Origin of the sequence: Nocardioides sp. (genome assembly GCF_031397825.1) — a bacterium.
In the GTDB taxonomy this organism is placed as follows: Bacteria; Actinomycetota; Actinomycetes; order Propionibacteriales; family Nocardioidaceae; genus Nocardioides.
Genome location: NZ_JANNML010000056.1, coordinates 48,459 through 74,042 on the forward strand (window position 1 = coordinate 48,459; position 25,584 = coordinate 74,042).

General features: G+C 71.5%; 20 protein-coding genes. 2 read left to right on the forward strand and 18 right to left on the reverse strand.

What is annotated here, in order from left to right:
• Positions 1–11 precede the first annotated feature (11 nt).
• The 11 genes from RMN98_RS04425 to RMN98_RS04475 form a co-directional block, all read right to left on the reverse strand.
• Positions 12–530 (reverse strand): sarcosine oxidase subunit gamma family protein, encoded by a 519-nt coding sequence (locus tag RMN98_RS04425; protein WP_309647588.1) that lies wholly within the window; start codon positions 528–530, stop codon positions 12–14.
• Complete coding sequence (locus RMN98_RS04430; protein ID WP_309647589.1) at positions 523–3,264, reverse strand: 2Fe-2S iron-sulfur cluster-binding protein; 2,742 nt, start codon at positions 3,262–3,264, stop codon at positions 523–525. Before RMN98_RS04430 ends, RMN98_RS04425 begins: the two co-directional genes overlap by 8 nt.
• Positions 3,261–3,521, reverse strand: coding sequence for a sarcosine oxidase subunit delta (locus RMN98_RS04435; RefSeq protein WP_309647590.1), 261 nt, complete (start codon positions 3,519–3,521; stop codon positions 3,261–3,263). Before RMN98_RS04435 ends, RMN98_RS04430 begins: the two co-directional genes overlap by 4 nt.
• Positions 3,522–3,532: 11 nt before the next feature.
• A complete protein-coding gene (locus RMN98_RS04440) occupies positions 3,533–4,756 on the reverse strand; it encodes a sarcosine oxidase subunit beta family protein (protein ID WP_309647591.1) in 1,224 nt (407 codons plus the stop codon).
• Between the two features lie 6 nt (positions 4,757–4,762).
• A complete protein-coding gene (locus RMN98_RS04445; RefSeq protein WP_309647592.1) occupies positions 4,763–7,216 on the reverse strand; it encodes an FAD-dependent oxidoreductase in 2,454 nt (817 codons plus the stop codon).
• Positions 7,217–7,349: 133 nt separating this feature from the next.
• Positions 7,350–8,333 (reverse strand): ABC transporter substrate-binding protein, encoded by a 984-nt coding sequence (locus tag RMN98_RS04450; RefSeq protein WP_309647593.1) that lies wholly within the window; start codon positions 8,331–8,333, stop codon positions 7,350–7,352.
• 35 nt (positions 8,334–8,368) lie between these two features.
• Positions 8,369–10,414 carry an ABC transporter permease subunit gene (locus RMN98_RS04455; protein ID WP_309647594.1) on the reverse strand — a complete coding sequence of 682 codons (2,046 nt, stop codon included), beginning with the start codon at positions 10,412–10,414 and terminating at the stop codon, positions 8,369–8,371.
• A gap of 29 nt (positions 10,415–10,443) precedes the next feature.
• The gene (locus RMN98_RS04460; protein WP_309647595.1) at positions 10,444–11,517 is read right to left on the reverse strand and encodes a betaine/proline/choline family ABC transporter ATP-binding protein; all 1,074 of its coding nucleotides are present in this window, start codon (positions 11,515–11,517) and stop codon (positions 10,444–10,446) included.
• Complete coding sequence (gene betA, locus RMN98_RS04465; protein WP_309647596.1) at positions 11,514–13,244, reverse strand: choline dehydrogenase; 1,731 nt, start codon at positions 13,242–13,244, stop codon at positions 11,514–11,516. The genes RMN98_RS04460 and betA overlap by 4 nt, the downstream gene beginning before the upstream one ends.
• Complete coding sequence (locus RMN98_RS04470; protein WP_309647597.1) at positions 13,241–14,740, reverse strand: aldehyde dehydrogenase family protein; 1,500 nt, start codon at positions 14,738–14,740, stop codon at positions 13,241–13,243. The genes betA and RMN98_RS04470 overlap by 4 nt, the downstream gene beginning before the upstream one ends.
• A gap of 115 nt (positions 14,741–14,855) precedes the next feature.
• On the reverse strand, positions 14,856–15,647 hold the full coding sequence (locus tag RMN98_RS04475; RefSeq protein WP_309647598.1) for an IclR family transcriptional regulator: 792 nt from the start codon (positions 15,645–15,647) through the stop codon (positions 14,856–14,858).
• A gap of 47 nt (positions 15,648–15,694) precedes the next feature.
• Between RMN98_RS04475 and purU the strand changes: the two genes are divergently transcribed.
• Positions 15,695–16,555: a formyltetrahydrofolate deformylase gene (gene purU, locus RMN98_RS04480; RefSeq protein ID WP_309647599.1), complete on the forward strand. Its 861-nt coding sequence runs from the start codon at positions 15,695–15,697 to the stop codon at positions 16,553–16,555.
• Here the strand turns inward: purU and RMN98_RS04485 are convergent, their stop codons facing one another.
• From RMN98_RS04485 to RMN98_RS04495, 3 genes are read right to left on the reverse strand one after another with little or no spacing between them, the layout of a single operon-like run.
• Positions 16,556–17,707 (reverse strand): aromatic ring-hydroxylating dioxygenase subunit alpha, encoded by a 1,152-nt coding sequence (locus RMN98_RS04485; RefSeq protein WP_309647600.1) that lies wholly within the window; start codon positions 17,705–17,707, stop codon positions 16,556–16,558.
• Positions 17,708–17,726: 19 nt separating this feature from the next.
• Positions 17,727–18,920, reverse strand: coding sequence for an FAD-dependent oxidoreductase (locus RMN98_RS04490; RefSeq protein ID WP_309647601.1), 1,194 nt, complete (start codon positions 18,918–18,920; stop codon positions 17,727–17,729).
• A complete protein-coding gene (locus RMN98_RS04495; RefSeq protein WP_309647602.1) occupies positions 18,920–19,270 on the reverse strand; it encodes a bifunctional 3-phenylpropionate/cinnamic acid dioxygenase ferredoxin subunit in 351 nt (116 codons plus the stop codon). The genes RMN98_RS04490 and RMN98_RS04495 overlap by 1 nt, the downstream gene beginning before the upstream one ends.
• Positions 19,271–19,508: 238 nt before the next feature.
• On the opposite strand from RMN98_RS04495, the gene RMN98_RS04500 reads away from it, so the two are divergent.
• Positions 19,509–20,255, forward strand: a complete 747-nt coding sequence (locus tag RMN98_RS04500) for an IclR family transcriptional regulator (protein WP_309647606.1) — start codon at positions 19,509–19,511, stop codon at positions 20,253–20,255.
• Positions 20,256–20,954: 699 nt separating this feature from the next.
• On the opposite strand, the gene RMN98_RS04505 is transcribed toward RMN98_RS04500, so the two are convergent.
• The 4 genes from RMN98_RS04505 to RMN98_RS04520 form a co-directional block, all read right to left on the reverse strand.
• Positions 20,955–21,875: a universal stress protein gene (locus RMN98_RS04505; protein ID WP_309647603.1), complete on the reverse strand. Its 921-nt coding sequence runs from the start codon at positions 21,873–21,875 to the stop codon at positions 20,955–20,957.
• A 114-nt stretch (positions 21,876–21,989) separates the two neighbouring features.
• Positions 21,990–24,662, reverse strand: coding sequence for a GNAT family N-acetyltransferase (locus tag RMN98_RS04510; protein WP_309647604.1), 2,673 nt, complete (start codon positions 24,660–24,662; stop codon positions 21,990–21,992).
• An 85-nt stretch (positions 24,663–24,747) separates the two neighbouring features.
• Positions 24,748–25,020, reverse strand: coding sequence for a hypothetical protein (locus RMN98_RS04515; RefSeq protein ID WP_309647607.1), 273 nt, complete (start codon positions 25,018–25,020; stop codon positions 24,748–24,750).
• A gap of 190 nt (positions 25,021–25,210) precedes the next feature.
• Positions 25,211–25,584: hypothetical protein (locus RMN98_RS04520; protein WP_309647605.1), on the reverse strand; the 374-nt coding region annotated here is incomplete at its 5' end.

Here is a 25,584-nt window from a genome sequence, read left to right on the forward strand (position 1 = left end):
GCCGGTCGCCCTCACAGGTCCTCGATGGCCGCGTCCATGAGCCACGTGGCGAGGTGACGGGCGAAGGCCGACCGCACGTAGACGCGGAGCTCGTCGTCGCCGGTGCGTCCGATCGCGACCTGGGCGCCGACCAGCAGGCCCTGCACGCAGCCGCCCACCGGGAGCCTCGACAGGTCGAGCGGACAACCGTGGGCGAGCACCCGCAGGGCGTTCTCCCCGGCGACGACCACCGTGGTGCGCTGAGCCGACACGTCCGCCACGTGGGAGCCCCCGCCGCCGGAGGCGCGCACCAGCCCGGCCAGCGGGACCTCGAGGCACGGCTCGGTCGGCGGGGGTCCGTCGACCAGCCACCAGGTCGCCCCCAGCTGCCAGACGTGTGGCGCGACCACCGCGGCGGTCGCGGGGCGAGCCACCGAGCGGACCTCCACGAGCGAGCGGAACGGCTCCTCGGCCATCCTCAGCCGCGGGCCGTCGACCCCGAAGCCGAGCCCGGCCAACGGGGAGCGGCGCAGGTGCAGGGCCTCAACCATCGCGGCGGGCTCCGTCCTCGTCGTAGGAAACCGGGCCGGTGACGCGGACGGCCAGCGGGACCAGGTCGTCGACCGCGTCGAGGACCTCCCCGACCCGGTCCCGTCCCCCGTCGAGCAGCGCCAGCGCGAACGGCCGACCGTCATGGCCAGCCGGGTAGGCACTGGTGACGTGCCCGGCCATCGCGACCGGGAACGTCGTGAGGTCGGCGCCGTGGGCGACCAGCTGGGCACCCTCGACGATCCGCGAGGTGCCGTCGAGCGGCACCAGGCCGACCAGGTGGCGACGGTCCGGCCTCCGGGCGTCGTCGCGCGCCAACGACCGCATCCCCATGAAGTCCGCCTTCGTGCGCGACACCGCCCAGGACATGCCGAGGTCGTGCGGCGTCACCGTGCCGTCGGTGTCCTGACCGACGATCGGGAACCCCTTCTCGGCCCGCAGGACGTGCATGGTCTCGGTGCCGTAGGGCGTGATGCCGTGCGGCGCGCCGGCCTCGGCCACGGCGTCCCACAGCGCCGCGGCGTACCAGGAGGGCACGTGCAGCTCGAAGGCCAGCTCGCCGGAGAACGAGATCCTCATGACGCGCGCGGGGATGCCGGCGACCGGGGCCTCGCGCCAGTCCATGAAGCCGAACGCCGCGGCTGACCAGTCCTGCTGGGGTGCGAGCGCCGCCACGACGTCGCGCGAGCGAGGCCCGGCGACGGCCACCACGGCCCACTGGTCGGTGACCGACGTCAGGGTGATGTCGAGCCCGGGCCACTCGGTCTGGTGCCACTCCTCGAGGCTGTCGAGGACCGCCGCGGCGTTGCCGGTCGTGGTCGTCATCAACCACTCGGTCTCGGAGATCCGGGCGGTGGTGCCGTCGTCGACGACCATGCCGTCGGGACCGCACATCACGCCGTACCTGACCTTGCCGACCTTGAGGGTCGAGAAGAGGTTGGTGTAGACGCGGTCCAGCAGCACTCCGACGTCCGACCCCTGGAGCAGGATCTTGCCGAGCGTGGAGGCATCCATCATCCCGACGCCCGTGCGCACCGCGCGGACCTCACGCGCCACCGAGGCATCGAGCTCCTCGAGGCCGTCGGCCGTGGTCCCGGGGAAGTACCACGGCCGCTTCCACTGCCCGACGTCCTCCATCGGGGCGTGTGACACCCGGTCGTGCACCTGGCTGACCCGGACCGGGTCGGACAGCTCGCCGCGGTTGCGCCCGGCGAGGAGGCCGAAGGAGAGCGGGACGTAGGGCGGGCGGTACGTCGTGGTGCCGACCTCCCCGATCGGGCGGCCCAGCTCCTGGGCAAGGATGCCGACGGCCAGGACCCCGAAGCCCCGGCCCTGGTCGGCGCCGGTGCCGATCGTGGTGAAGCGCTTGACGTGCTCGACGCTGCTCAGCCCCGCGGCGTGCGCCCGCCGTAGGTCGGCCAGGGTGGCGTCGCGGTGCGGGTCGAGGAAGACCAGCTCGGGGTCACCGGCGTCTGCGCGGAAGACCGTGGCGGGCGGCTGGAGGGTCTCGCGCCAGTCGGGCACCACGTCCAGGTCACCGGCAGCGGCCCCCACGACGACCTCGCGGCCGACCTGGCCGGCAGCGGGGACGTCGGGCACGAACCCGGCGACCTCCTCGGACCAGCGGGTCCGACCTCCGGGGTGGCTGAAGAGCTCGACGGCGGGGTTGGCTCCCCCGCTGATCGCCAACAGGTCGACGTCGAACGTCCCGACGGTGGTGTGCACCCGGGTCAGTCGACCTGTCTCGTCGTCGGACCCGTCGGTCCCGGTGACCTCCGCCCGGAGGTGCAGCGCGATGCCCCGACCGACCAGTGCGGCGGCCAGCGGGCCGGCCATGGTCTCGCGCACGTCGAGCACGGCCACGACCTCGGTGCCGGCGTCGGCCAGCTCGACGGCCGCGTGCAGACCGGCGTCGTGAGCGGTCCACACGACGGCCCGCTCGCCCGGCAGCACGGCGTACCTCGTGACGTAGTCGGCGGCCGCGCAGGCCAGCATCACACCCGGACGGTCGTTGTCGGAGAAGACGAGGGGCCGCTCGTGTGTCCCGGTCGCCAGCACGACCTGGTCGACCTGGACGTGGTGGAGGCGGCGCTTGGCGACGCCGTCCGGACGCTGCTCGAGCGCGACCAGTCGGCCGTGGCCGTGGGAGCCCGTGACGGTGGTCCGGCTGAGCACCGAGACCTCGTCGAGCCCGGACAGCCTGGCGAGCAGGTCACGCAGCTCCCGCCCGGCCGCAGAGTCGGCGGGCAGGTCGGCAGCCGCGCCACCGAGGACGGGACCGTCGTCGAGGACCAGCACGCGCGAGCCCTCGGCGTGCTCGGCGGCCGCCACCGCCGCGCGCAGCCCGGCCAGTCCTCCACCGACGACGGCGACCTCGGCATGGCTGTAGAGGGTGTCGTGGCGTGCGGTGTCGTCATCGGAGGGGAGCCGGCCCCGGCCCGCGATCCGCTCGATCGCGAGACCGTCGTGGACCTCGAGGGTGGTGGCTGCCACCATCGGCTCTCCCCCGCCGGACAGCACCTGCACGTAGGCGCACGCGTCCTCGACGCCCACCCCCATCACGCCCCGCGGGCGGCCGGAGTAGATGCCGTGGGAGAGCAACGGGTGGTCGGCGGCGAGCAGCGCCGAGGCGACGGTGTCGCCGGTGTAGGCAGCGACCTCGCGGCCGTCGACGGTGATCATGACCGGCCGGCTGCGATCGATCCGCGATCCCCCGGTGGTCAGACGACGGCTCATGCTGCGCCCTCCCGGACGGTCCGGACCTCGTCGGTCACGGTGTGCCGCTCGACCTGGAACCACAGCCGGCACCCGGCCGCGTGGAACCAGCGCTCGCGGAACCAGCCCCGCGGGTTGCCCCGCACGAAGAGGTAGGCCGCCCACTCACCGTCGGTGAGCGCGGCCGGGTCGCTCGGGTAGTCCACCCCGGCCTCGCCGCCGTAGTGGAACTCGGTGGCGTCGCGCTCGCCACAGTGGGGGCACGGGATCCTCAGCATCGGCGGGCTCCTCAGTGGGCCACGGCAGCGGCGCCGTGCTCGTCGATCAGGCGGCCGGTGGTGAACCGGTCGAGGGCGAAGGGGGCGGCCAGGGGGTGCGGGCGCTCCTCGGCGACCGTGTCGGCGAAGACCGATCCGACGCCGGGGGTGGCCTTGAAGCCACCCGTGCCCCACCCGCAGTTCACGTAGGCGTTGTCGAAGGGCAGGTGCCCGATGATCGGCGAGGCGTCGGGGGTGACGTCGACGATGCCCGCCCAGGTGCGCAGCACGTGGGCACGCGCGAAGATCGGGAACAGCTCGACCGCGGCCGCCATCTGCTCCTCGATCACGTGGAAGGAGCCCCGCTGCCCGTAGCCGACGTGCGCGTCGACCCCGGCGCCCATCACCAGCTCGCCCTTGTGGGCCTGGCTGACGTAGACGTGCACCGCGTTGGACATCACGACCGTGTCGAGGACCTGCTCGAGGAGCTCGGAGACGAGCGCCTGCAGCGGGTGGCTCTGCAGGGGCAGGCGGACGCCGAGCTGCCCGGCGAGCACGCCGGAGTGCCCGGCGGCCGACAGGGCGAGCCGGCCGAGCGCGATGTCACCGCGGGTCGTGGAGACGCCCGTGACCCGGTCACCGGAGGTCTGGAAGCCGGTGACCTCGCAGTGCTGGATGATGTCGACGCCGAGCGCCTGGGCGGCACGTGCGAAGCCCCAGGCGACGTAGTCGTGCTTGGCGATGCCGGCGCGGGGCTGGAAGGTGCCGCCGAGCACCGGGTGCCGCGGCCGGTCGGTCACGTCGAGGATCGGCACCAGCTTGCCGATCTCCTGGGCATCGAGCCACTGGGCGTCGAGACCGTTGAGCTGGTTGGCGTTGACCCGGCGCTTCCCCTCCCGGGCGTCGGAGAGGTTGTGCGCGAGGTTGAGCACCCCGCGCTGGCTGAACATCACCTGGGTGTCGAGCTCCTCCTCGAGGGTCTCCCACAGCCGCAGCGAGTGCTCGTAGATCCCGGCACTCTCGTCCCACAGGTAGTTGGACCGGATGATCGTGGTGTTGCGGGCCATGTTGCCGCCGGCCAGCCAGCCCTTCTCGAGGACGGCGACGTTGGTGATGCCGTGGTTCTTGGCCAGGTAGTAGGCAGTGGCGAGGCCGTGCCCTCCGCCGCCGACCACCACGACGTCGTACGACGCCTTCGGCTCGTCCTCGCGCCAGAGGAACGCGGGGTGGTCGGGGAGCCGCTCGGAGACCGTCATCGGTCCTCAGCCCCGGAGCCGCGTCATGGCGGGGTCGAAGAGCGGTTCCTCGGTGACGACGTAGGGCAGCCGCTGGTCGAAGTAGCCGATCTCGACCTCGGTGCCCGGCGCGGCGTGATCCGCAGGGACCCAGGCGTAGGCGATGGCGCGCTCGACGGTGTGGCCCCAGGCGGCGCTGGTGACGTAGCCGACCGGCGCGCCGTCGGCGAGGACCGGCTCCTTGCCCATCACCACGGCCAGCGGGTCGGTCGAGGTCAGGCAGACCAGCTTCCTGGCGGCAGCGCCGGGATCGAGGTCGACCAGTGCGGCCTTGCCGACGAAGTCGTCCTTGGCCATCTTGACCGCGAAACCGAGACCGGCCTCGTAGGGGTCGTGGTCCCACGTCATGTCGGCACCGAACGAGCGGTAGCCCTTCTCCAGCCGCAGGCTGTTGAAGGCGGCGCGGCCGCCCGCGAGGACGTCGTGGTCCTGGCCGGCCCGCCACAGGGTGTCCCAGAGGTTCATGCCCAGGTCGGCGGTCGTGTAGATCTCCCAGCCCAGCTCACCGACGTAGGAGAGCCGCATCGCGGTCACCGGGACCATGCCGACGTGGGCCTCGACGGCTCGGAAGTACGTCACCCCGGAGTTGCTGAAGTCGTCGCTGGACACGCTCTGCACCAGGTCCCGGGCCGCCGGTCCCCACAGGCCGATGCAGCAGGTGCCGGCCGTGATGTCGTGGACGAACACGTCGGCGGGTGCGAGCGCCTGGAGGTAGGCGAGGTCCAGGTTGCCGTTGGCGCCGATCTGGTAGCGCTGCTGGCCCGGGGCGGCGCTGAGCCGGGCCACGGTGACGTCGCTGCGGATCCGGCCGCGGGGGTCGAGCATCAGGCAGTAGGTCACGCTGCCGACCGACATCGCGACGTTGCCCGTGACCAGGGTCTGGAGGAACGCCGTGGCACCGCGGCCCACGACCTCGATCCGCTTGAGGGCCGTCATGTCGTACATCGCGACCCGCTCCCGGGTCGCCTTGGCCTCCGCACCCGCGATCGGTGACCAGTGACGGGCGGCCCAGTCGCCGGGGACGGCGACGTCGTAGGTCTCGAGCAGGCCCTTGTTGGCGTCGTACCACTGCGGGCGCTCCCAGCCGTTGGCCTCGAGGAAGTAGCCGCCCAGCTCGGCCTGCCGCTGGTGGAACGGCGGCAGCCGCAGCGGACGTGGGGACTCCATCGGCTGGAGCGGGTGCAGCAGGTCGTAGACCTCGACGAAGTTCTGCTGGTCGCGCTCTAGCACGTAGGCCGGGCCCACCTGGTGCCGCTCGAAGCGGTCCAGCGCGGCCTCGTGCACGTCCGTGGTCGACACCCCGTCGACCAGCAGCTCGGCGACCGCGCGTCCTACGCCGGCGGAGTGGGTCACCCACACGGCCTCGGCGACCCAGAAGCCCAGCACATCGGGGCTCTCGCCGATCAACGGACCACCGTCGGTGGTGAAGGAGAACATCCCGTTGATGCCCCACTCCACCTGCGTGTCCGCCAGCGCGGGCAGCAGGGACTGCGAGTCCTTCCACGGACCCTCGAAGTCGTCGGGTGTGAAGGGCCGCACGCTGGGCATGCCCTGCGCGTCGCCGGGCCGGGCCCAGTCGTCGAAGTCCTCGACCGCCACGGGGATCGGGCGGTGCGCGTAGGAGCCGACGACCTGGTGGTCGAAGTCGTCGCGGAAGTAGAGGTCCTCACCCTGGTGTCGCAGGATCGGACGCCGCGCCTCGTCGACCTGGCCGGCCTGGGCCGGCACCGCGGTGGTCCGGACGAGCTGGTGCTCGAGGGGGGTCAGCGGCAGGGCCAGGCCGACCATCCCCGCGACCTTCTGCCCCCAGATACCGGCGCAGCACACGACGACGTCAGCAGGGATCTCGCCGTCGGTCGTCAAGACGCCGGTGACCCGTCCGTCCTCGACCAGGACGTCGATGACCTCCGTGCTCGGACGCAGCGTCGCCCCGCGCAGCTCGGCGCGACGGGTCTGCACATCGACCGCACGGACCGCCTTGGCGAGGCCGTCCGTGGGAGTGAAGAGTCCCCCCAGGACCACGGTCGGGTCGAGCAGGTCGTGCAGCTCGACGCACTCGACCGCGGTGAGCACCCGGGCCTCGACGCCGCTGGCGGCCAGCCAGCCGGCCCGGCGGTGCAGGTCGGTCAGGCGCTCGGGGCTGGTGGCGATCTCGAGGCCGCCGACCTGGAGGAAGCAGGGACCCTCGTCGGAGGCCAGCGAGGCCAGCTTCTCGACCGTGTAGGTCGCCAGCTCGGTCATCATCCGCGACGGGCTGGCCTGGAAGACCAGCCCCGGCGCGTGCGTCGTGGAGCCCCCGGTGTGCGGGATCGGACCGGCGTCGACCACGGTCACGTCGGTCCAGCCCCGCTGCGTCAGCTCGTCGGCGAGCGCGGCGCCCACGACGCCCGCCCCGATCACGACCACCCGCGGTCCCGCCACGTCCGCCTCCTCGGTGTTGCGTCTTGCGCAACTCAGTTCGTACTACGCAACAGTGTACGCCGATGCCTCGCCGACGTCGTACGACGGTGGGTCACGCGTCTCCTCCGTCGTGCGACGCCCGCGAGGCGGTCGGTCAGGACAGCCAGGCCTCGACCTTGTCGGGGTTCTCCTCGACCCACGTGGCGGCTGCCTCCTCGGCAGACATCCCGTCCACGGAGATGTACTTGGCGACGAGGTTCTGGTCGTCGTTGGTCCACTGGAAGTTCGCGATCAGGTCGACAGCGGGGCTGTCCGACTCGGCGAACTCGGTGGCGACGACCTTCTTGAGCTGGGTCTCGGGGTAGTCGCAGGCGACGTCCTGGGCGACGTCCTGGCAGCCGTCGGTGAACTCCGGCAGGTTCACCTTCACCAGCGGCACCTCGGACATGAACCACTGCGGCTCGTAGAAGTAGCCGATGAGCGGGGTCTTGTTGGCCTCCGCCTTCTCGAAGGCCGCGATCGACGCGGCCTCGCTGCCCGAGAACACCACCTGGAAGTCGAGGCCCAGGTTGGCCACGATCGCCTCGTCGAACTGGACGTAGGACGGGTCGGCGCCGAGGAACTGCCCCTTGCCGCCCGACTCCGGGGTCTCGAACATGTCGGCGTAGTCGTTGAGGTTCTCCCAGTCGGTGATGTCGGGGTACTCCTCAGCCATCCACGGCGCGACGTACCAGCCGATGATCCCGACGTTGCCGGTCGGCCCCATCTCCATGGCGCTGCCGTCACCACCCTGGTCCTCGAAGTAGAGCTTCTCGAGGTCGGGGTGGCCCCAGTCCTCGATCACGACGTCCACCTCACCCGTGCCGAAGCCCTGCCAGGAGACCTCCTCCTTGAGGTCCTTGTAGTTGACCGTGCACCCGAGCTCGGTCTCGGCCAGGTGACCGACCACGTAGGCGTCAGCCGCGAAGCCGACCCACGGGTTCACGGCCATGTTGAGCTCGCCGCAGTCGCCTGCCGCAGCAGCCTGGCTCTCGTTCTCCTTCTCCTCCGCCGCGATGTCGCCACCGCCACAGGCGCTCAGGACGAGCGCGAGCGTGGCGAGCGACCCGGTGATGGCACTGGCTTTCCTCAGCTTCACAGGTGTTCTTCCTTCTCTCGGGTGGAACGGTGCGGTCAGGACAGGTGGTGGGCTGGCGTGCGGGTGCGGAGCCGGACCAGGAGGCCGGGCGCGCTGCGGTCGCGCTCGGCAGCGCCTCGGGCGACACGGTCGACCATGATCCCGAGCAGGACGATCGCGATGCCGGCAGAGACGCCCTTGCCGAAGAACTCTCCGCGCGAGAAGCCGAGGACCGAGTCGTAGCCCAGCGCCCCGCCTCCGACGAGGCCGCCGATCACGACCATGGCCAGCACGAAGAGCAGCCCCTGGTTGGCGGCGAGGACCAGGTGGCCGCGGGCCATCGGGAGCTGGACCTTGGTGATCAGCTGCCACGGCGTGGAGCCGGCAGCAGTGGCAGCCTCGACGGTCGTCTCCGAGACCTGCCTGACCCCGTCGGCCACCAGCTTCGTCGCGACCGGCACGGCGTAGATGAACGCCGCCACGATGGCAGTGAACCGGCCGGGGCCGAAGAGCGCCAGCACCGGGATGAGGTAGACGAAGGACGGCATCACCTGGCCCGCGTCGAGCAGCGGCCGGAGCAGGCGGTCGACGAGCCGCCGTCGGGCCATCCAGACGCCGAGCACGACGGCGACGACCATCACGAAGAGCGTGGCGACGAGCACGCTGGTGAGCGTGACCATGGCGTCGTACCAGAGGTCGGTGGCGTAGATCCCGCTGAGGCAGACAGCGCTGATCAGGGCTCCCCGCCACCCGGCGAGGAGCTGGGAGAGGACGAGGAGCGCCAACCCGGTCACGAACCACGGCGAGCCGGCGACGAGGTCCTGGAGCGGGTTGATGAAGACCGTCGTCACGCTCTCCTGGATCCCCGTGGTCAGTCCGGAGAAGTTCGAGGTCGTCCAGTCGGTGGCCGACTGGACCGCATCGGCGACCTCGGGGCCGACCTCCGTGTCCGGGAACTCGGCGAACGAGAAGTAGGTGCGCGAGACGTAGACCGAGACCAGCGCTGCAGCACCGGCCACGGCGAGCACGATCCGCTGGGTGCGCCGGTTGCCGCCACCTCCTCGGGCGACCAGCTCGGTGCGCTCGCTGGCGGCGGTGGTCACCCGGTCGAGCATGATCGCGATGAGCACGATCGACGCACCCGCGACGAACGCGACGCCCACCTGGTTGGAGCCCGCGGTCAGCGCGCGGAGCACCGGCTTGCCGAGCCCGGGACCGTTGACGAAGCCCGCGATGACGGAGATCGACAGCGCCGCCATCATGGTCTGGTTGACACCCACGATGATCGAGGGTCGCGCCATGGGGAGCTGGACCTTGATCAGCCGCTGCCACCCGGTCTGCCCGAGCGACGTGGTCGCCTCGATCGTGGTCTCGGACACGCTGCGCAGCGCGTGGGCGGAGATCCGCACGGCCGGGGGCAGCGCGTAGAGCACGGTGACGGCGACGGCGATGGCCGGCCCGAGGCTGAAGAAGAGCGCCATGGGAGCGAGGTAGACGAACGCCGGGAAGGTCTGCAGGACGTCGAGCACCGGGGTGACGACCGCGTTGACGCGACGGCTGGTGCCCATCCACACCGCGAGGGGCAGGCCGAGCGCCAAGGACACCGCGACCGAGAAGAACGTGATGATCAGCGTGTCCATGCCGTCGACCCAGTAGCCGAGGAGCCCGACGGCGGCCAGCGACGCCATGGTCCCGAGGGCGTGGCGCCACCCGGCGATGGCCAGGCTCACCCAGCCGGCGATCCCGAGCACGCCCAGCCAGCCGATCTGAGGGACCGGGCGCGGCAGGTCCGGGGTGGAGACGAGCCCCTGCAGCTGCTCGACCACCCCGTTGAAGGCGTCGGACACCGCACCGACCACCTGCATCAGCACGTTGGTGTCGCGCCCCGCGATCAGGTCGGCCTTGAGGTCGGTGAAGCGGTCGTGGAAGTCGGTGGTCTCCTGCCCCGGCAGGTAGAGCACCGCCCTGCCGTCACCGATCCTCGATGCCACCCACCAGATCACGACGACGACCAGCAGCCAGCCCCACAGGGGTACGACGCGGCGCGGTCGCGGCGCTACGGGTCTCGTCGCCTCCCCCGGTGCGTCCGGTGGCGAGGTCACGAGGCCCGGCTCGGTCGTGGGTGCTGACGTCACACTGCCTGCCCGGTGGTCGAGACTGGGACGGAGACGGGAGCCGACTCCTCGGCCACGACGACCCGCAGGATGGCGTCGTCGTCGACGATGCCGACGAGCTTCCCCTCGCTGACCACCTGGACGGGGTGCGCGGAGGCCAGCGCTGCCTGGGCCGCCTGACGCACGATGGTGTCCAGCGACATCACCGGCCCCTCGCGGGAGTCCTCCGGCGTCGGGTCGCGCATGACGTACTCGAGCGTGAGCACGTGCGAGCGGGGCACGTCGCTGACGAAGTCACGGACGTAGTCGTCGACCGGCCGCGCCACCACCTCGGCGGGCTTGCCGATCTGGACTATCTCCCCGTCGCGCATGATCAGGATCCGGTCGCCGAGCTTGAGGGCTTCCTGGAGGTCGTGGGTGACGAAGAGCATGGTCTTCCTCAGCTCCGCCTGGAGCCGGACGACCTCGTTCTGCATGTCGCGGCGGATCAGCGGGTCGAGCGCGGAGAACGGCTCGTCGAACAGCAGGATCGCGGGGTCGTTGGCCAGCGCCCGGGCAAGGCCGACCCGCTGCTGCATGCCACCGGAGAGCTGGTCGGGGTAGGACTCGTCGTAGCCGGTGAGTCCGACCAGGTCGACGAGGTCCCCCGCTCGCTGGCGGCGCTGGGCCTTCTTGACGCCGCGGACCTCGAGACCGTAGGCAACGTTGTCGATCACCTGGCGGTGCGGCAGCAGGCCGAAGTGCTGGAAGACCATGGAGACCTTGTGACGACGCAGCTCGCGCAGCTCGGCGCCCGAGGCCTTCGTGACGTCCTCGCCGTCGATCGTGACCTGACCCGCCGTGGGCTCGATCAGCCGCGTCAGGCAGCGCACCAGCGTCGACTTGCCCGAGCCGGAGAGGCCCATCACGACGAAAACCTCGCCGGGAGCCACGTCGAAGGACACGTCCTTGACCGCGGCGACGCAACCGGTCCTGGCCTTGAGGTCGGCCCGGGAGAGGTCGGCATCGGGAGTGCCGATCACCTTGTCGGCACGCTGGCCGAAGATCTTCCAGAGTCCGTCGACCTGCAGCGCGGGGGCTGACTCGCTCATGGTGTCTCCTCGGTGGCCACCGGCGCGGCCGAGTTGCGGGGGTCCCCTGGGGGGAAGAGCGGCGATCCGTCACGGTAGCGGTAGTAGGGCGCCGACGACGGGGGCAACGGGGTGTTGCCCCCGATCAGGTCGGCGGCCTTCTCCGCCAGCATCATGGTCGGTGCGTAGATGTTGCCGTTGGTGACGTAGGGCATCGAGGAGGCGTCCACCACCCGGAGCCCGTCCACGCCGCGCACCCGCATCGAGGCTGGGTCGAGCACGCTCAGATCGTCGACGCCCATGCGGGCGGTGCAGGAGGGGTGCAGCGCCGTCTCGGCGTCCTCGGCGACCCAGTCCAGGATCTCCTGGTCGGTCTCGACCCGTGGCCCGGGCGAGATCTCGCCGTCGTTGAAGGCTGCGAACGCCGGCTGGTTCATGATCCGTCGCGCCGCCCGGATCATCTCGATCCACTCGCGGCGGTCGTTGTCGGTCGACAGGTAGTTGAACTGCAGCGCCGGGTGCTCGAACGGGTCCCGGCTCTTCAGGGTCAGGGTGCCCCGCACGTCGGAGTACATCGGCCCGACGTGGACCTGGTAGCCGTGCGCAGCGGCCGGCCGGGACCCGTCGTACCGGATCGCGATCGGCAGGAAGTGGAACATCTGGTTGGGGTAGTCGACCTGGTCGTTGCTGCGGATGAAGCCGCCGCCCTCGAAGTGGTTGGACGCTCCGACACCGCGCCGCAGGAAGAGCCACTCGGCGCCGATACGAGGCTTGTGCCGGTGCTTGAGCCAGGGCCCGATCGAGACGGGTTGCTTCGAGGCGTACTGGATGTAGACCTCGAGATGGTCCTGGAGGTTGGCGCCGACGCCGGGAAGGTCCGCGACCACGGGGATGCCGAGCCGCTCGAGGTCGGCCTTCGGACCGATGCCGGAGAGCAGGAGCAGCTGGGGCGAGTTGATCGCACCACCACACAGGATGACCTCGCCGGCACGGACGCGGCGGCGGGCGCCGCGCCGGCCGATCCCGCGGACGTAGTCGACGCCGGTGACGCGGGCGCCGTCCAGGGTGAGCCCGGTGACCTGGGCGAGGGTCTCCACCGTGAGGTTGGGCCGGGAGCGGACGGGGTGCAGGTAGGCGCGGCTGGCCGAGAGCCGGCGGCCGCGGTGCAGGTTGCGGTCGAACGGCGCGAAGCCCTCCTGGCGGTAGCCGTTGACGTCGTCGGTGAGCGGGTAACCCGCCTGCTGGGCCGCCTCGAAGAACGCGCCGAACAACGGGTTCGTCGCCGGACCGCGCTCGAGGACCAGCGGGCCGGAGCCGCCGCGCCAGTCGTCGGCACCGGCCAGGCAGTTCTCCATCCGCTTGAAGTAGGGCAGGCAGTGCGCGTAGTCCCACTCCTTCATGCCCGCGTCGGCGGCCCAGCGCTCGAAGTCGAGCGGGTTGCCGCGCTGGAAGATCATCCCGTTGATGCTGCTGGACCCGCCGAGCACCTTGCCGCGGGCGTGGTAGACCCGGCGCCCGTTCATGTGCGGCTCCGGCTCGGACTCGTACTTCCAGTCGTAGAGCCGGTTGCCGATCGGGTAGGGCAGCGCGGCCGGCATGTGGATGAACGGGTCGAGGCGCGAGTCGGAGCGGCCCGCCTCCAGGACCAGGACACTGGTGCCGGGATCGGCACTGAGCCGGTTGGCCAGGACCGAGCCGGCCGAGCCGCCGCCGACGATGACGACGTCGAAGGAGCGCACGTCGGTCATCGGTGCTCCCGCCCGTCGAACCAGCTCTGCACGGAGGGTCGCACGTTGTGCCAGACGTGCTTGGTCTCGCGGTACTCCTCGAGCCCGGCCGCCCCGAGCTCGCGGCCGATGCCGGACTGCTTGTAGCCGCCCCACTCCGCCTGCGCGACGTAGGGGTGGAAGTCGTTGATCCACACGGTGCCCATCCTCAGCCGGGCAGCGACCCGTTCGGCGCGACCCGCGTCGCGCGTCCAGACGGCGCCGGCCAGTCCGTAGATGCTGTCGTTGGCCAGCCGCACCGCGTCGTCCTCGACCGCGTCCTCGGTGTCCCCGGCGAAGGTCTCGACCGTCAGCACCGGGCCGAAGGACTCCTCCTGCACGACGGTCATCGACGAGGTGCAGCCGTCCAGGATCGTCGGCAGGTAGAAGTACCCCTCGTCGTACGCCGCGCCCCGGGGCCGCTCGCCGCCCAGGCGCAGCGTCGCACCCTCGGCGATCCCGGCGGCCACGTAGGCCTCGACCTTCTCGCGGTGCGCGGCGCTGATGAGGGCGCCGGTCTCCGCGTCGGGGTCGAAGGGGCCGCCGAGCCGGATCAGCGCCGCCCTCTCGACCAGCCGGTCCACGAAGTCGTCGTGGATCGACTCCTCGACCAGCAGCCGCGCACCGGCGGAGCACACCTGGCCCGAGTGCAGGAAGACCGCGGTGAGCGCCATGTCGAGCGCCACCTCGAGGTTGGCGTCGGCGAACACGATGTTGGGGTTCTTGCCGCCGAGCTCGAGGGCGATCTTCTTGACCGTGCCGGCCGCGGCCACCATCACCCGCTTGCCCGACGCGAGCCCGCCGGTGAACGAGACCAGGTCGACGTCCGCGTGCTCGGTCATCGGCGCGCCGACGCCGGGACCGTCGCCGAGCACCAGGTTGGCGACCCCCGCGGGCAGCCCCGCCTCGGTGAGCGCGTCCATCAGCCACAGCGCGGTCGACGGGGTCAGCTCGCTCGGCTTGAGCACGAACGTGTTGCCGGTCGCCAGGCAGGGCGCGACCTTCCAGGCGGTCTGCAGGAGGGGGTAGTTCCACGGGGTGATCAGGGCGCACACACCGACCGGCTCGTGGACGACCCTGCTGACCACGTCGGCGCGGCCGGTGTCGACGACACGACCCCCCTCGGCGCCGGCGAGCCCAGCGAAGTGACGGAAGACCGAGGTCACGTCGGCGACGTCGTACTCGCTCTCGACCAGGCGCTTGCCGGTGTCGAGCGACTCCCGCCGGGCGATCTCGGCGGTGTCGCGCTCGAGCAGGTCGGCGAGGCGGTGCAGCAGCGCTGCCCGGTCGGTCGACGAGGTCCGCGGCCACGGACCGGAGTCGAAGGCGCGACGGGCGGCAGCCACGGCCAGGTCGACGTCGGGGGCGGCGCCGTCACTGACGGTGCGCACCGCGGTGTTGTCGGCGGGACAGCGGATCTCCCGCGTGCCCCCGCCCAGCGCGTCGCGCCAGGCCCCGTCGACGTAGAGCTCAGCCATGTCCTGCTGCCCCTGTCCCCGTGCGTTGATGTTGCGGATGACGCAACAGGCGGCATTCTACGCAACTCTTCGGATCTCGGGAATGACAACGGGGGAACGATTCCGAGCCCCTGCGTCAGGTCAGGTCCCTCCAGCCGAGCCGCCGCGAGACCTCGACCGCGCAGCGCACCAGCTCGGTCCGAGCCCGGTCGACCAGCTCGGCGGTGAACCGGAAGGTCGGCCCGGAGACCGACATCGAGGCGATCACGTCACCGTGGATGTTGCGCACCGGAGCCGCCACGGCACTCAACCCGTGCTCGAGCTCGTCGACCACGACGACGTAGCCGTCGTGGCGTACGCCAGCGAGCTGAGCGACCACGTCGACAACATCGGTCATGGTCCGGGTCGTGTAGGCCGGGAGCTCTTCGGTCAGCACGGCACGAACCTCGTCGTCGCTCATCCCGGCGAGGAGCACCTTGCCGTTGGACGTGGCGTGCAGCGGGATCCGCTGACCGACCCAGTTGTGCGACTGGACGGCCGAGGCCGCCTCCACCTGGTCGACGTAGAGCGCGGCCCCCTCGGAGAGGACGGCCAGGTTGACGGTCTCCCCCGTGACTGCCGCCAACGACCTGGACAACGAGCGCGCCTCCTGCACCACGTCGAGCCGCGCCGTGGTCGCACCGGCCAGGCGCAGGACGCCGACCCCGAGGCGGTACTTGCCACGCGACTCGTGCTGCTCGACCAGGTCTCGCTCCGCGAGCGAGTCGATCAGCCGGGACACGGTGGACTTGTGGACGTCGAGCTGCCCGGCGATCTCGGTGACCCCGCGCTCGCCGTCACGTGCCAGGATCTCCAGGATCTGCAGGGCCCGGTTGACCGACTGCACCGTGCCCATCCGATCCTCCTTCGATCCGTCGTTGTTGCTCATTATGCAACTACTTGCGCATGAAGCAACACGTGTCGCAGGCTTTTCCGATGACACCGCGATCCGGACACGTCTACGTGCTGACGCTCGCCTGCGACAACCACCTCGGCCTGGTCCATGCGGTGTCCACCTGGCTCGTCGCGCACCGAGGCAACATCACCGACTCGCAGCAGTTCGACGACCCTGCCACGCAGCGGTTCTTCATGCGCCTCGAGTTCGAGGCGCCGGACGTCGCGCTCGAGGCGCTGAGGAACTCGTTCGTCGGCGTCGCACAGGCCCACGCGATGTCGTGGCAGCTCGTCGCGGCCACGGCGCCCTACCGGACGTTGATCCTGGTCTCCAAGTTCGGTCACTGCCTCAACGACCTGCTGTTCCGCCACAGCACCGGGGTGCTCAACATCGACATCGCAGGCGTCGTGTCCAACCACCGCGACTACGAGCGGCTCACGGCGACCTACGACGTGCCGTTCCACCACGTCCCGGTGACGGCGTCGACGAAGGCCGAGGCCGAGGCCCGGCTGCTGTCCCTGGTCGACACCGAGCAGGTCGACCTCGTGGTGCTGGCGCGCTACATGCAGGTGCTCTCCGACGAGACCTGCGCCAAGCTCGACGGCAGGATCATCAACATCCACCACTCGTTCCTGCCGAGCTTCAAGGGCGCCAGGCCCTACCACCAGGCCCACGACCGGGGCGTCAAGCTGATCGGCGCCACCGCCCACTACGTCACCCCGGCCCTGGACGAGGGACCGATCATCGAGCAGGACGTCGTCCGCATCGACCACCGCACCACCCCCGACGAGATGGTCCAGGCCGGTCGAGACGTCGAGGCCCGGGTCCTCGCCCAGGCCGTCCGCTGGCACACCGAGTCGCGCCTGTTCCTCGACCGGTCGCGTGTGGTCGTCTTCGACTGATCAGCCGGCGTCCGGGGCGGTCCGGGCGGTGACCCAGGCGTGGAAGTCGCCGATGTGGTGCTCGCTGGGGACCAGCACACCTCCGTCGCGGTAGAGACGCGACGACATCGCCGGCTGGGTCCGCTCGCAGGCCTCGAAGTCCTGCTGGTTGACCCGGTGGAAGAGCTCGACGGAGGCCGTCACGTCGCGGCCGGAGGCGACGACGTCGGCGGTGTAGAGCCAGTCGCACTCGACGATCGTGAGCTGCTCCGAGATGGGGTACATCCGGTGCCAGATCACGTGGTCGGGAACGAGGTTCACGAAGACCTGCGGCTTGATCGTGATCGCGTAGTACTTGCGGTCGCGATCCTCGTCGAGGCCGGGGAGCACCCCCACGCCCTCGGAGCCGTCGATGGTGAAGCCCCGGACGTCCTCGCCGAACTCCGCCCCGTGGTCGACGAAGTACTGCGCTGCCAGGCCGTCGGCGAACTCCGGCAGCACCTCGGTGAGCTCGGGGTGGATGGTCGCGCAGTGGTAGCACTCCATGAAGTTCTCGACGATGAGCTTCCAGTTGGCCTTGACCTCGTAGGTGATCCGCCGACCGACGCTCAGCGAGGCGATGTCGTAGGACGCGATCTTGTCGACGGTCCCGAGGCGGGCCACCACCTCCGCCTCGACGGTGCCCTCGAAGCTGGGTGGGTCGTCGGCCAGGGACACCCACACGTAGCCCATCCAGGAGCGCACGTGCACGCTGCGCAGGCCGTAGTCGACGCGATCGATGTCGGGCATCTTCGTGAGGTTGGGCGCGGCCACCAACCGGCCGTCGAAGTCGTAGGTCCAGGCGTGGTAAGGACACTGGAAGGAGCGCGCCTTCTCACCGGACTCCTCGAGACAGATCCGCGCACCCCGGTGCCGGCAGATGTTGTAGAAGGCGCGCAGCTCACCACGGCGCGAGCGGGTGAGCAGGATCGACTCGCGGCCGACCTGGACCGTCCGGAACGCACCCGGCTTGGGCAGGTCGCTCGCGTGCGCGGCGCAGAACCACATGTCCTCGAAGATCCGCTCGCACTCGCGGGCGAAGACCGCAGGGTCGACGTAGGCCGCCCCGGGCAGCGTCGGGATCAGGCTGGACTCCCCAGCCGGGGAGGTGGTGGCGTCGGACGTGGTGGTCACGGGGTCTCCTGGGTGGTCGTCATAGGGCAACGGGAAGGGCCGCGAGCGAGCGCCGCAGGCGACCGAAGAGCCGGGGCTGGTCCATGCCGAGCACGGCGGTGGGCTCGCCGCCGCGGCGGTAGACCACGAGCACGTCGCAGGTCTCCGGGCTGCCCGCCTCGACCGTGAGGGTCTCGTCACCGAAGCGACGACCGGCGAACTGGATGCGGACGCCGTACTGCTCGCTCCAGAAGTACGGCGCCGGCAGCGGCGGCGCCGGGCCTGCGCCGCCGAGCAGCGCCTCCACCGTCCGGCGGGGCCGCTCGTGGGAGTCGGTCCAGTGCTCGACCCGGTGCCGGGTGCCGCGCACGGCGTCGTGCCAGGCGGAGCAGTCGCCGACGCCGTAGACACCGGGAGCGCCGGTGGAGCCCTCGGCGTCGCAGCCGAGCCCACCCGTGGGGCCCGGGGCGAGGTCGAGCCCCGAGCCGGCCAACCAGTCGACAGCGGCGACCGAGCCGATCCCGAGCACCACGACGTCGGCCGGCAGGTGCCGCCCGTCGGCCAGCTCGACCCCGTCGACCCTCGTGCGGCCGGTGAGCCTCCTGACCGGGGTGCCGCACAGGAGCGGGACGCCGTGGGCATCGTGCAGGCGCGCGACCATCGCGCCGACCTCGGGTCCCAGCGGTCCCGACAGCGGGCTCGCGGACGCCTCCACGAGGGTGACCCCGAGCCCCACAGCGCGGGCGGTGGCCGCGATCTCCGCACCCACGAAGCCGGCACCCACCAGCACGAGACGCGCGCCGGGCAGCAGCTCCGTGCGCAGCGCGACCGCGTCGTCGAGCGTGCGCAGCGTGTGGACGCCGCGCAGCCCACCGCCCAGGGCGGGCGACAGGCCCCGCGCCCGGGAGCCCGTGGCGACCACGACGGCATCACCGGTGAGCATCTGACCGTCGGCCAGCGTCACGGTCCGGGTGCCGGGATCCAGCGCGACGGCGCGGACGCCGAGCCGCCAGTCGAGGCCGAGGTCGGTCTCGTGGTCCTCCAGCGAGAGGTCCTCGACGCTGGTGGTGCCGACGAGGAATCCCTTGGACAGCGGCGGCCGGTCGTAGGGGCGGTGCGGCTCATCTCCGACCATCACGACGTCCCCGTCGAAGCCGGCGCCGCGCAGCGCCCTGGCGGTCGCGTGACCGGCCAACGAGGCGCCCACCACGAGGATGCTGCGGGGGTCGGCCATCACCGCGCCTCGAACGTCACACCCGGTGGGAGGTGCGGCACCTCGTCGGACAGCTCGACCCAGATCCCGTCGTCGCGCACCGTCGCGGCGTGCACCCGCACCGGCCGCTTGGCCGGCGGCTGGTCGACCCGACCCGTGCGGAGGTCGAACCGTGAGGCGTGCAGCGGGCACTCGACCCAGCAGTCCTCGAGCCAGCCGTCGGCGAGCGAGGCGTCCTGGTGGGTGCAGGTGTCGTCGATGGCGTAGACGTCGTCGTCCTCGGTCCGGAACACCGCGATCGGGGGTGTCACCGTCGTGATCCGCACCCCCTCGCCCACCGGGACGTCGGCGAGGGCACACACGAGCTGCATGAGGACTCCAGGGTGCTGGCGGTGAGGGTCCGAGCCTGTGGCCAAGGGGCCGGACCTGTCAACACATGATGCACCACGACAGGGACTCGAGTTCGACAATTCACGTGGTGGAGAAAGCGTCGGTCAAACCCGCTCCCACCTGGGCAGACGTCTGTCTGAGCGATCAGGAAGAGTTCCATATTGTGGAACTGTGGTTCTATGATGTGACTGCCTGTCCCTCTCGGCCCAGGAGGTCACCATCGCCGGCACCCAGTCCGTCGACCGCACGACCGCGCTGGTGGCGCTCGTGGTGCGCGCGGAGCAGCCCCTGACCTACTCCGACCTGGTCGCTGCCACCGGGCTCCCCCGCTCCACCGTCTCGCGGCTGCTCGGTGCCCTCGAGGTGGGAGGCCTGCTCGAGCGGGACGGCGACGGGGCCTACCGGGGCGGTCGCCTGTTCGCCGACTACGCCGCACGCTTCGACCGCGTCGAGGCACTGGTCCGGGTCGCGCACACCCACCTGGAGGACCTCGCGTCCGAGACCGGGGAGACCGTCAACCTGGCGGTGGCCAGGGGCTCGCACGTGGTCCACGTGGACCAGGTCGATGCCCGGTTCGTCATCGGCTCTGTCAGCTGGGTGGACCTGGAGGTGCCCAACCACTGCTCGGCGCTCGGCAAGGTGATGCTTGCGTGGGGCGTCGTACGCCCTCCGACCGGCCGGCTGGAGCGGCGCACGCCCTTCACCGTGGCGACCCACGCCGCGCTGCAGGAGGACCTCGCGGAGACCCTCGAGCGCGGCTACGCCCTCACGCGCGGCGAGCTCGAGGAGGGCCTGGACGGCATCGCCGTGCCCGTCCGAGGCACCGACGGCAGCGTCGTCGCGGCACTCGGGGTCTCCGGACCGACCTTCCGGATCGGAGACCGGCGCCCGGCGATCGCCGAGAGCCTGCGGACGCACGCGGCAGCCGTCACCGCTGACCTGGCGCGGCGTGCCCGCCGGGCCTGAGCGAGAGGCACTGCGGCCACCTCCGTGTTCGGGACGGCCAGGGCACCCGCGAACCGCTCACCGATCGCCCGCCGCACCGCGTCGAGCGAGACGATCCAGGTCAGTGCAGCCAAGGCCCCGGGAGATCGGTGTGGGGCAACGGTCGGTGCAGCCGGTCGCGGGCCAGCTCGGTCGCGGGCAGGGTGACGACCCGGGTCGAGGGACGAGGGACGAGACGAGCGGCGGGAACGCCTGCGCGTGCAGGCCCATGTCGAAGCCCGCCACCGAGAGCATCTCGGCGGCCGTGACGACGCCCTGGCCGCCCCTGCCGTGGATCCTGACGTTGACGATGCCGCTCAGCGCCGGCAGGGGTGATGGCAGGGAATCGTCACGCGGCTCGGCCGCCGGCGGCCTCGTCGCACGACCCGCCCGGACGAGAGCTGCCGAGCCCTCCGCAGTCCTCGTCCGCGCGAGCCGCCGCAGCAACCGACGTGGTCCTCTCGACCGACGCTCCCCTGTGCGTGACCTGGTGCGCCTGCGGTGCTGCCGGTCCGGGCACGGAGGCAGCGGCGCACTCCTCGACGGTGGACCGATGTCGACATGGCATCCCTCCTACGCTGGACCCGGACGCCAGTCCACCGCTCGGGCCACCCCCGGCGGCAGGGCCGAAGGTCCCGTGCGACTCGGGCTTCACCGCGACGCCGCGACAGCCCACCTCGATCACGTGATCAGGCGTCCTGACCGCTCGATCACCAGGTCGGGCATCACGAGCGGGATGCTGCTGGCCGGCAGGATCTCGACCGGGCATCGACTGAGCTGGAGCACGCGCCGCGTTACTCCGCCGAGGTGCCCCGGCAGCAGGTCGCGGGCGCGACGGACGAGCAGCACGAGGTCGGCCTCGTCCCCGGCAGCGACCAGGGCGTCCGCGGGCGAGTCGTGGAGCACCCGGGTCTCGACGGGGACGTCGGGATAGGCCTCGCGCCACTCCGCCAGGATCCGACCCAGCATCTGCTCGCCCTCGGCGACCCACTGGTCTGCGTGCGTCCGCTGCTCGATGACGTCGGCGTAGGGGTCGGGCAGACCCCAGGCGTGCAGCAGGACCAGCGCAGCACCCCTGGCAGCGGCGACGTCGAAGGCCTCCGCCATCAGCTCGTCCGCGTGCGACGGCGACTTGATGCCCAGCACCACACGGCCCGTGGCTGGTCCGGGCTTCCACGCGGAGGGCACGACCACGACCGGGCACTGCGCGCGAGCCGCGATCTTGGCAGTGACCGCGCCCGTCAGCAGGCGTTCGGCGCCGACCCGTGTCTCGTGCCCCACGACCAGGAGCGTCGCCCCGGCCGCCGACCGCAGGACGGCGTCGGCACGCGACCCGGTCAGCAGGTCCGTGACCACCCGCAGCTCCGGGTGGAGCGCGAGGGCCAGGTCCTGGGCGTCGCGGAGGATGGCGTGCCCCTCGGACTCCATGTCACGAGGGAGGTAGGGCAGGTAGGACGCCAGGGGCAGGTAGTCGGGGCTGACGTGCACGATGCTCAGCTGCGAGTCGCTGCTCCACGCCTGCTGGGCGGCATACCTCAACGCACCGGCGCTGCGACCGGTCCCGTCCACGGCGACCACCACGGCCGTCTTCCTGGTGCTCATGGGTGTCCGTCCCCTCGTCGATGCATCCACCCTCCTCCGGCGGGGAGGCCCCCAGCAGGGCTCGATCTCCTCACCTCGACGGGACCTTGGTCCCGGTGGCGGCAGCGCAGCTCCTCAGCGCACCGTGCGCAGCTGACGGGGCAGGTCGAGGAGAGCGTCGAGGGGGCTCAGTCGCAGCTTGGCGTCCACCACGGAGCACCCGATCGAGGTGACGATCACGGGATTCAGGTCCAGCTCGGCGACCTCGGGCACGTCGACCGCCAGTCTCCCCACCTCGACGATGAGCTGCTCCAGAGCACCGGTGTCCAGCGCCGCAGACCCGCGAAACCCTTCTAGCAGCGGTGCGAGCCGCAGACCGTGCACGGCGCGGGCCGCATCGGCCGCGGAGACCGGCGGGACCAGGAAGACCCGGTCGTCCCAGACGTCGGTGGCCACTCCGCCCGCGGCCACCATCACCAGCGGACCCAGAGCCGGGTCGCGGACGACGCCGACCGCCAGCTCCAGTCCGGCGACCACCGGTTGGACGAGCAGGTCGACCTCGCGACCCATCTCCTCGGCCAGCTCGACCACAGCCGAGTCCACCGCAGCGGCATCCACGAGCCCGACCCTGACCAGGCGTCGCTCGGTCTTGTGCACGACCTCGGCAGCGGTCACCTTGACCACCACCGGGAAGCCGCAGCGGGTGGCCTCCTCGACCGCCGCTCCGGCGCCCCTCACGGTCGCGCCCAGCGGGGAGACCCCGTAGGGACCGAGCACCGCACTCAGACCCTGGTGGTCGAGCCAGCCACCGGCAACGCTCGTCGTGAGTCTCCGTGCCTCGTCCCGGACCCTGCGCACCTCGTCGGAGCCGGTGCTCGGCGGCCAGGCCCTCGGCACGGAGAGCCAAGCGGCATAGCCGGCCACGCGCGCCATCGAGGTCACCGCCGCGGCCACGGAGCGATAGGTCGTGAGGCCGGGATGGGAAGCCTGCCTGATGGCGCCGTGCGGCACGAGCACGACCGGCAGGTCGAGGTGCCCAGCGCGCACCTGGACCAGCGCCCGCACCACCGCGTCGCCGTCGGTGACGCCCGTCCCGACGAGCACCAGGACGACGCTGTCCACCTCGCCCGAGGACAGGACCGCCTCGAGGATGGCGGCCATCTGGTCAGGCCCGGCACCCGCACCGGCGTCCACGGGGTTCGTCGTCCCGGAGGTGCCGTGCAGCAGCCCGGCGAGCTCGGCGCGAAGCCCGGCGGAGAGCTCCGGCACCTCGAGCGCCAGGTCGCCCGCCAGGTCCGCCACGAGCACCCCCATGCCGCCGGCGTTGCTGATCACACCGACACGACGGCCCCGCGGCAGCGGCTGCTCGGAGAGCAGCAACGCGGTCTGCACCAGGTCCTCGGCATCGCTGCACCCGATCACGCCCGACTGCGCGAAGAGCGCATGTACGCCGACCGCCGGCGTTGCCGCGGCCGCGGTGTGCGACGCACCTCCCCGGCGCCCGCCGGCAGATCGTCCCCCGACCACCGCCAGCACGGGCTTCCGCTCGGCGAAGCGGCGCGCCATCCTGGCGAACTTGCGCGCGTTGCCGAAGGACTCCAGGTAGAGCACCGCCGCCGTCACCGACGGGTCGTCGTACCAGGCGGCGAGCAGGTCGTTGCCCGAGACGTCGGCCTTGTTGCCCAGCGAGACGAAGGCGCCGACCCCGAGGCCGACCTCGCGGGCCAGGTCCATCAGGACGATGCCCACGCCCCCCGACTGGCTGGCCACGGCCAGCCCACCGGGGAGTGGCAGGACGTCGTGGAAGGTCGCGTTCAACGAGACGTCGGGACTCGTGGAGACCAGGCCGAGGCAGTTGGGCCCGACGACCCGGATGCCCCGGGTGCGGGCGAGAAGCGACAGCGCCCGCTGGAGCACGGCACCCTGCTCCCCCAGCTCCTCGAAGCCGGACGAGATGACCACCGCGGCCGGCACGCGGGCGTCGGCGGCGTCTCTCAGCGCCCCCACTGCTGCCACGGCCGGCACGGCGATCACGACCAGGTCCACACCGCCGGGCACGTCGGTGGCGGAGGCGTACGCCGGCACCCCGTCCACGGCTCCTTCCGCCGGGTGGATCACGACGAGGCGGCCGCGATAGCCCCCGGCGCGGATGGAGCGGAGCACGGAGGCCCCCACACCGGTGCCGTCGCGACGCACGCCCGCGACGGCGACCGAGCGCGGGGCGAGGAGAGGCTGCAGGGACCGCGCCTCGGCCCGGCATTCACGGGCATCGGCCGACTCCTGCTGGGCGGGCGACACCGCGGTGGTCATCTCGACCAGGACCACGCCGCTGTCGAGGCGGCGTACGACCTCGAAGCCGGCGTCCGCGAAGACGGAGAGCATGCCGTGGTTCTCCGGCAGCACGTCCGCCTCGAAGCGGGTGATGCCCCGGTCCCGCGCCAACGCCGCGAGGTGCTCGAGGAGCAGTGTGCCGAGGCCGTGGCCACGGAAGCCGTCGGCCACCAGGAAGGCCACCTCGCTGACCCCGGGCCCCAACGGCTCCGCGGTCGCCAGTGCCACCAGGTGCCCGCCTGCCTCTGCCACGAGGGAGAGCGACGTGGGGTCGGCGAGCACGTGGTCGACGTAGTGGTGGGCCGCCTCCCGAGCCAGGCTGAAGAACCGGAGTCGCACGGACTCGTCGGACATGCCGGCGTGGAGCGCATGCAGTGCCGGTCCGTCGTCGGGCGAGAGCCGCCGCACGACACCGAGGGTCCCGTCGGACAGGAGCACGTCCGCCGGTGGCAGTGGATGGTCGTCGACGGGGAGCATCCTTCGATGCTGCTGCCCCCACGGCCCCGGGAGCAGGGTCGTTGGTCCCGAGGCACTCGTGCCGTGTTGCCTGTTCGCGGTGAGGCTAGATGGCTGCTCCGATCGCCACGAACGCCGTGGAGAGCACGAACAAGATGCCTACCAGCGGGAGGACGAACCGCAGGTACTGGTCGTAGCGCACCTTGGCCAGCGCCAGGCCACCCATCACGACCGCCGAGGTGGGAGAGATCAGGTTCACCAGCCCCGAGGCCGACGGGTATGCCGCGATGACCATCGCCCGTTCGACGCCCGCGAAGTCGGCCAGTGGCGCCAGGATCGGCATCGCCAGCGCTGCGTGACCCGACGTGGACGGGACCAGGCGAGCTGTCGTTCACCAGACTCTCCACCGAATGGAGGATCGTGCCGGTGAGGCACTTCTCCCCCCGTCCGCCGATGAGGCCGAACACGAGCGCCATCACCACGAACAATGCGTCGAGCTCAGGGAAGTACCACTCGAGCTGCCAGCCGTGGCTGGCCGCGCACGAGAACGACGATGGGCCCGACCAGCCTCATGGAGCGGTCTCCTCGTCCGCGGGGTCGGCAGCTGCCTGCTCGGCGCCCTCGCGGAAGAAGGCGACAACGGCGTCCACATCGCCCAGTGCCGCGAGCGGGCGCGCTACGCCGAACGGCTGGTTCCAGAATGATCCGCTGCGCCGGACCCACGGTCCTACGTAGGCGTAGGGCTCGGACAGCGTCGCGTCGCCCGGGGAGAGGCCGTAGTTGACCTCGTTGCGGGAGATCCCGACGTCGAAGTGCTCGGGCCACAGCACCGGGACCTCGTCGGGCGCGAAGGCCCGCAGCGCGGCGTCGCCCGCGGCGAACGCGTCCAGCAGTGTGGCCACGTGGTCGGGGTCGAGCTCGATCGGGTCGTCGGCGGACACGT

Coding starts and splice junctions, on each gene's coding strand:
- RMN98_RS04425 (WP_309647588.1), bottom strand. CDS start 530: ATGGTTGAGGCCCTGCACCTGCGCCGCTCCCCGTTGGCCGGGCTCGGC.
- RMN98_RS04430 (WP_309647589.1), bottom strand. CDS start 3,264: ATGAGCCGTCGTCTGACCACCGGGGGATCGCGGATCGATCGCAGCCGG.
- RMN98_RS04435 (WP_309647590.1), bottom strand. CDS start 3,521: ATGCTGAGGATCCCGTGCCCCCACTGTGGCGAGCGCGACGCCACCGAG.
- RMN98_RS04440 (WP_309647591.1), bottom strand. CDS start 4,756: ATGACGGTCTCCGAGCGGCTCCCCGACCACCCCGCGTTCCTCTGGCGC.
- RMN98_RS04460 (WP_309647595.1), bottom strand. CDS start 11,517: ATGAGCGAGTCAGCCCCCGCGCTGCAGGTCGACGGACTCTGGAAGATC.
- betA (WP_309647596.1), bottom strand. CDS start 13,244: ATGACCGACGTGCGCTCCTTCGACGTCGTCATCGTCGGCGGCGGCTCG.
- RMN98_RS04470 (WP_309647597.1), bottom strand. CDS start 14,740: ATGGCTGAGCTCTACGTCGACGGGGCCTGGCGCGACGCGCTGGGCGGG.
- RMN98_RS04475 (WP_309647598.1), bottom strand. CDS start 15,647: ATGAGCAACAACGACGGATCGAAGGAGGATCGGATGGGCACGGTGCAG.
- purU (WP_309647599.1), top strand. CDS start 15,695: ATGACACCGCGATCCGGACACGTCTACGTGCTGACGCTCGCCTGCGAC.
- RMN98_RS04490 (WP_309647601.1), bottom strand. CDS start 18,920: ATGGCCGACCCCCGCAGCATCCTCGTGGTGGGCGCCTCGTTGGCCGGT.
- RMN98_RS04495 (WP_309647602.1), bottom strand. CDS start 19,270: ATGCAGCTCGTGTGTGCCCTCGCCGACGTCCCGGTGGGCGAGGGGGTG.
- RMN98_RS04505 (WP_309647603.1), bottom strand. CDS start 21,875: ATGAGCACCAGGAAGACGGCCGTGGTGGTCGCCGTGGACGGGACCGGT.
- RMN98_RS04510 (WP_309647604.1), bottom strand. CDS start 24,662: ATGCTCCCCGTCGACGACCATCCACTGCCACCGGCGGACGTGCTCCTG.